This is a genomic window from Streptococcus sp. HMSC057G03 (assembly GCF_001808745.1).
Taxonomy (GTDB): domain Bacteria; phylum Bacillota; class Bacilli; order Lactobacillales; family Streptococcaceae; genus Streptococcus; species Streptococcus parasanguinis_Z.
Map to the genome: position 1 here is coordinate 116,021 of NZ_KV794416.1, position 5,005 is coordinate 121,025.

A 5,005-nucleotide genomic window follows, 5' to 3' on the forward strand; every position below is an offset into this window, starting at 1 on the left:
TTACCGATTTCTGTCCCACTCTCTTTTCTTTGCTATAAAACGGTTATTCGGTATTCGTCCGTCAAGTACTTGGACAGATCTTGCCAATCTTCTTCCTTAAATTTACAAAGATTGACGAAGAGTTTTACGGTATGGTGCTCTGTGTCAATGATGACATTCGATTTTGAGAGATTTTCTAGTGCAGTATCTTCCTTCAACTGAAACTCGATGAAATAACTTTTACTATTTTGGTGATCCGGGTCACTGACGTCAACCACTTTATAGGCTGCACTCACCAAATCTTCCTTGGGAATAAAGATGTCTTTTGTCAGAATCACTCCTTGATAAGCATAGATCCCATCAGAAGTCAGCTCAAAGGCGATCTGACGACTGGTCAGTCTTTTGATCCCAGCAATGGTTGCATAGATCGCAATCAAAAATAAAAGGATCTGAATGAGAGTGATAAAAGTGATTTTTGGAAAACCCTCAAAACCTAGGATCGATAAAAAAGCTAAGTGGATAAAGAGCGCACAGGCAAAAGCCAGAGAGCCATATCCGATATATTTTGAATAATAGATCTTCATTTTGGACTCCTTACATTTAAGATGCAACGAAAACTTGGAATTTCAAGTACCCTTATCATAGCGGATTCGGTGAAGAGCTGTCAAATGTTTGCTAGGGTTCAAAGGTGCTTTTTTTATTATAAATGGAATAACAATGGTGCAGAATGATTTAACTTCGTACGCTACATTATAGTATATAAAAATATGAGCCAAATGCTCTTAAGACAAGCAAAAAAGCCTTGGTTTTCAAGGCTTTTTGTGCATAAAAAAATGCCCCCTACATGGATTTGTAAGAACTTTTCATATTGAAAATAAACAAAAATGTTGAAATATAGCTGATTTTAGGGAAATACTTTTAGGTGTTTTCAATGTCAGGATTTAAAAATGGGGCAAAAGTGGGGCAAAAACGAATGTCTCGTATTTTGTTTGAAAACCTATAATACCTAATGATTATGCTATTCTAGATATATAGTTTTGTTATAAATAAATGTCAGTGCGAGATCAAATTGGAGGATAAAATGGAAAAACAAATTAATGAAAAAAAGCCTTGGTTCCCAAAGCTTTTTTATGTTATAAACTCATTAAAAGAACCCCCAGTTAGATTTGGAATATTTTTTATTCTGTGTCACATAAAAATAAATAAAATGAATGGCTATAGCTAGAGCGAAGATGGTTGCAATACTCAGCACTATTGTAGGATTCGAAGCGAAAACCAAAGAGAGAATCAAGGCAGCCAGATAGAGTGTCGCTTGGACACAGTAGTAACTTCTCGGATAGCGAAGATAGTTTTTGTTATAGGGCCCATTTGCTAGGACAGCAGCTTGGAAGAGGCCAATTCCGATATAAAAGAAGCTGATTGCAACGAGAAGATTAGCCTCGGGATTCAGGAGATAACCCATCGAAACTGTCATCAACATAAGCCCAATGAAAATAGGATAGTGACTATAAATTATAAATACTCCCTTTTGATTGGATCCTTCGTCAATAGCATGGTCAAATTCACCAAAATAAAACAAGAACAGAGAAAGCATGATAACGAAATTAAGAACCGAATATATAGAGAAATTCTCAACTGTAAAGAAGTTAACTAGCCCAATAACCATCTCTCCAAACGTAATGATGACAAGAAGGGAGACGCGCTCGATTAAATGGGGAAGATTTACCTGGAAATGCTCATCTTTAGTCATCAAGAAAATTGGCACAATAAATGTTAGCAGAATACTAGCAATAAAGATATAGACTCCAACGTAAATAGGGAAAAGAGCTGCCAGATAGACTCCTAAACTTTGTAGACCTGTTAACCATAGAAAACCTTTGATGCTTTCCCGATCAGTATTATCGGTTGATTCTCTAAAAAACTCAACCAAATATTGAAAAAATAAGGTAAGGGTTAATGTACCAACAGCCCAACAGGTATAATAGAACCATTGTTGCCAATTGTATCCAATCATATTGGATATAAAGAGCATAAGTCCCATGTTGGTAAACATGATTACCATATTAAATAACGAGTTTGTTCCATAGCGATTGGTATAAATGGTTTGAATCATCCAGGAATTGATGATAACCATGACAGAGATGAAGAAATCAAGTAAAGAATCCCAAGCCACAACACCGTCATGAAGAGGGTGAATTAAAGCAGTTGCTTTTGAAATTGCAAAAACAAACACTAGGTCATAAAATAGTTCTGAAAATTCTACACGTTTATGTTTAATAAGAGTTGTCATCTTAAGTCCTTTCTATTCTAGAAGTACAATTTATTATAACAGAAAATGGTAATGAGAGAAAAGGATATGCTTAAATAACTTCATGTGACGCGAATTGTCAAAATCTTAGAGCACATCTACCTTATGTACCAACTCACAGGCGGAGTGTTTGATGATTGATAATGAAGAATAAGATTTTACAATAGAAAAGCGAGGATATCCTCGCTTTTTTTATTTAATCTAATAGCTCCTTATTTTCAATTAAGAGTTCTAGTGGAGATTTTTCTCTTGCTTCAATAAAACCAGGTTCATATTGGGTATGAAGTGTTCTTTTCTGAGAAGTTGGGTCGATATACAACTCTTTTCCATCTTCTGTGTATAGTTGGTTGCCTCTTGTTAAGTAAAGTAAATCCTCTAAGTACTGTCCATCAGTATGTAGGAAATGCTCGATGTATTTGACAGCTTTTAAGATTTCACTTACTTTATCAGAGTATTCATTAGATTCAAGAACACTCTTTTCTAACTCAATCTCTTTGCTCGTTCCAAAGAGTTGGGTTGGAGTTGCATTAAAATATTCCGCTATCTTATCCAAATTTGCAAAGGTAGGATAGCTTTTTTGTTTTTCGTAATCAGAGATGGACTGTTTACCGATTCCTAATTACCTCAGTCTCTTCAGTCTGTTAATTTTTTTTCGAAAATTTCTCTTTAATACTAGCTTTCAATTTATCAAATTTTTCACGACGAGCTTCTTTTTTATCCGCAATTAAGCGAGCTTTAGCTTGATGCTCTAAATCTTCTTGAATTTTGAGAGCTGACTCTATCTCTGCCGCAACAGTAGCGACATCCCATCTAGCAATGTCAACCTGATACTTTTCAAAAATAGCATTTAAAACAGATTCATCATTTTCTTGTACAAGTGCAATAATAGCTACTTCGCCATTAGTCAACTTTTTACTAACGGTTGTAATTAATGCCGAATTGATCAATTCTTTGTCTGAACCAACGGAGGCGCCAATTGCTCCACCAGTAGCAAAACCAAAGAGAACACCTAGTGGTCCACCTAAAATTCCGATTAAACTACCAATTAATCCGCCTTCGAAATAATCATCTCCTAGGGAATTCATCAAATCAAAGCTATCTTTGACGTTAACAACACCATTTTCAGCTTTTACAATTGAAGCCTGAGCTAATTTTGTATTTTCAGTTTGAACAAACTGTTTTAATTCTGAAAAGCCTAAAAGGACTATACTGTAAGTGACAAAACAAAACAGGAGGATAGTCCAAATGAGCCACTTACATTAGTCCTGTGAAATACAGAACTAAATCCTTCACTTAAATTACTTGTCTAACTTTTTGGGGTCAGTACAAACAGTGCTTTTTTTGTTGAAATCGCAAAGAATCTAAGCTTTCTTTTTGCAGATAACATTCGCTCTTTTATTTTCGGTATGATTGAGTCGATGCCCCGTTCTCGACCGGTTATTATTGCAACTTATCGAATGCTAGAGCACTATGCCATCACTTTTTGGAAGAATACTTGGAGCAATTCTACGCAGAATGGAATGCGAAAAAGTGATAATTAAAGAGACAAAAAAGCTGAGAATATGATTTCCCAGCTTTTTTGAATGCGATAGAAATAGCAACTAGACTATTTACGAAAGACCTCAATAATGTAGGTGAAGCCAGTAACTAAAAATGCAAAGGCAATGACATAAACGACAAAGACACCTGTAGCCACTGGATTGAACAGAATCACTAGACCTAGTAAAAATTCAAGCAAGGCTACCCACATGATATTGCTACCAATAATAGGGAAAATCAATCCTAGACGATTGCCTTTAAAGAAAGCAATAATGGCTTCTACAATTAACCAAATTCCTACAATGGTCGGAATGACGACCGGCAGGGTCACAAAGCCATAAGCAACGAGGTAAAGAGCTAAGAGAAGACTAACAAATCCTTGGAAAAGATAAACAGGTGAGCGAAGCTCTTTTGGTGCAGAGAAATAGCCTAAAATAGCTGCTATAGAAGAAACCAGTAAACCAAATGAAATCCACCAGCTGTAAGCAACAAGATTAGCTACTGGGTTTGTAAATAGGAAAAGTCCTAAAAGGACAAAAACAACTCCTGCAAGGAATAGCAGTAAACGATTAGAAAATTTCATTTCAATACCCCCTATATAGTATAGTTTGCTAATAAAACTATTGTACTTATTTTTATAGAAAATGTCAATAAAATAAATAAACAATTTGGAAGTTTCAGTCTGACTTACAAAAAGAAAAGGAGTTTTCACTCCTTTTCACAGATTGAAGACAAAGTCCTTATAAAAGTGTCTTCTAAAGATTTTAACTTCAATCTGAAGCGAGGTTATCCTCGCTTTTTCTATTTATCAAACAATTCCTTATTTTCAATTAAGAGTTCTAGTGGAGATTTATCCCTTGCTTCAATAAAACCAGGTTCATATTGGTTATGAAGTGTTCTTTTCTGAGAAGTTGGATCAATATACAACTCATCTCCATCTTCTGTGTATAGTTGGTTGCCTCTTGTTAAGTAAAGTAAATCCTCTAAGTACTGTCCATCAGTTTCTAGAAAATCTTCGATGTATTTGACAGCTTTTAAAATCTCACTTACTTTATCAGAGTATTCATTAGATTCAAGAACACTCTTTTCTAACTCAATCTCTTTACTAGTTCCAAATAGTTGGGTTGGAGTTGCATTAAAATATTCTGCTATCTTATCCAAATTTGCAAAGGTAGGATA

The 5,005-nt window shown here is 35.1% G+C and carries 6 protein-coding genes; all 6 read right to left on the reverse strand.

Annotated features, from left to right (window positions below):
• Positions 1-32 precede the first annotated feature (32 nt).
• On the reverse strand, positions 33-563 hold the full coding sequence (locus tag HMPREF2686_RS01135) for a hypothetical protein (RefSeq protein WP_070448912.1): 531 nt from the start codon (positions 561-563) through the stop codon (positions 33-35).
• A gap of 560 nt (positions 564-1,123) precedes the next feature.
• Entirely contained in the window at positions 1,124-2,269 is a 1,146-nt protein-coding gene (locus tag HMPREF2686_RS01140; RefSeq protein ID WP_049506040.1) for a low temperature requirement protein A, read from the reverse strand.
• Positions 2,270-2,483: 214 nt separating this feature from the next.
• Positions 2,484-2,900, reverse strand: a complete 417-nt coding sequence (locus HMPREF2686_RS01145) for a helix-turn-helix domain-containing protein (RefSeq protein ID WP_148130190.1) — start codon at positions 2,898-2,900, stop codon at positions 2,484-2,486.
• A gap of 28 nt (positions 2,901-2,928) precedes the next feature.
• Positions 2,929-3,372 (reverse strand): DUF1269 domain-containing protein, encoded by a 444-nt coding sequence (locus tag HMPREF2686_RS01150; RefSeq protein WP_223361914.1) that lies wholly within the window; start codon positions 3,370-3,372, stop codon positions 2,929-2,931.
• Positions 3,373-3,893: 521 nt separating this feature from the next.
• Positions 3,894-4,409, reverse strand: coding sequence for a DUF308 domain-containing protein (locus HMPREF2686_RS01155; RefSeq protein WP_049506050.1), 516 nt, complete (start codon positions 4,407-4,409; stop codon positions 3,894-3,896).
• Between the two features lie 218 nt (positions 4,410-4,627).
• A partial coding sequence (locus tag HMPREF2686_RS01160) for an XRE family transcriptional regulator (protein WP_261673663.1) occupies positions 4,628-5,005 on the reverse strand: 378 nt, incomplete at its 5' end.

Bases quoted from the DNA above. Each gene is read 5' to 3' on its own strand.
- HMPREF2686_RS01135 (WP_070448912.1), bottom strand. From the start codon at position 563: ATGAAGATCTATTATTCAAAATATATCGGATATGGCTCTCTGGCTTTT.
- HMPREF2686_RS01140 (WP_049506040.1), bottom strand. From the start codon at position 2,269: ATGACAACTCTTATTAAACATAAACGTGTAGAATTTTCAGAACTATTT.
- HMPREF2686_RS01150 (WP_223361914.1), bottom strand. From the start codon at position 3,372: ATGAATTCCCTAGGAGATGATTATTTCGAAGGCGGATTAATTGGTAGT.
- HMPREF2686_RS01155 (WP_049506050.1), bottom strand. From the start codon at position 4,409: ATGAAATTTTCTAATCGTTTACTGCTATTCCTTGCAGGAGTTGTTTTT.